The 941-nt window shown below is 49.3% G+C and carries 1 protein-coding gene; it reads left to right on the top strand.

What is annotated here, in order from left to right:
- Window positions 1-173: 173 nt before the first annotated feature.
- Entirely contained in the window at window positions 174-398 is a 225-nt protein-coding gene (locus IEY52_RS26495) for a hypothetical protein (protein ID WP_189009713.1), read from the top strand.
- Window positions 399-941: the final 543 nt, after the last annotated feature.

Here is a 941-nt window from a genome sequence, read left to right as displayed (position 1 = left end):
GATCAGGTTTTTACCCTGGGTGAATTGCTTGCCACACCACTTCATGCCCTGAGGGGTGCGTGATCATCACAGCGGACTACCCGACATACAGGGCAATTCGTGAAACCACACCATCATCCCTGGCAGAGAGCAAAATTGCTGTTCTGTAGCAGCGGGCGCTTTATAATGAACCCATGCAATCCTGGAAAGCGCTTGAAGCCAGTGTTCCCTTTGACGAACTGCCTGAGCTGTACAAAACCTTCCTGCGCTGGCGTGGCCTGGACCCCGAAGGCATGAACCTCAGGCGGGCACAGCAGCGGGTGTACGGCGAACTGAACCAGATGGTGCAGGAACGCAAAGCCACCCGTGAGGGTGAAGATTACCTGCTGCAGGTGACCTTGCCCTTTGTGCAGCCCTGAACACATCCATTGCAGAACAGCAAAATGCAAAACATCAAAAACCCGAAGGGAGCAAATTCCCTTCGGGGTGTCCTGACCAGTCAGATTCAATGGCCCGGTCCTGAAAAGATACAAAACATCAACTGTCCAATTCATTCATACAAACCACAAGACCGAACAGAATACAAAACATCAGGTGAACATCCATACCATACGCAACAAACCGTCAACCGATCCATACAGGGATACAAACATCAGGTGAACATCCATACATAAGAAAAAGGGTCAAATCATAAATGTGTGCTGTGTCTGCTTCGAGCGATTTCTGGTGATCGTCAGGGAGTGTGCCTGAGGTGCCATGTCCATCGATACAAAGGACAGAATTCAAAAACATACGTGTGAGTTGGGGTGCTCATCCACTCGCACAGCACACAGTTAAGATAGCAGCACAGCACTTATAAAACGCTTATAAGTGCTTGGAGGTAACTGCTCAGCACAGAAAAACTCCTTCGTGCTGAGCAGGTATCCAGATGTTTCTCCAGAATCACACTAGAGTCGACTGAA

Origin of the sequence: Deinococcus roseus (assembly GCF_014646895.1) — a bacterium.
In the GTDB taxonomy this organism is placed as follows: Bacteria; Deinococcota; Deinococci; order Deinococcales; family Deinococcaceae; genus Deinococcus_C; species Deinococcus_C roseus.
The sequence above is the reverse complement of the archived record's forward strand: the minus strand, read 5'-3'. Positions and strand labels throughout refer to the sequence as shown.

Excerpts from the sequence above, each read along its gene's own strand:
- IEY52_RS26495 (WP_189009713.1), top strand. The coding sequence starts at position 174 with ATGCAATCCTGGAAAGCGCTTGAAGCCAGTGTTCCCTTTGACGAACTG.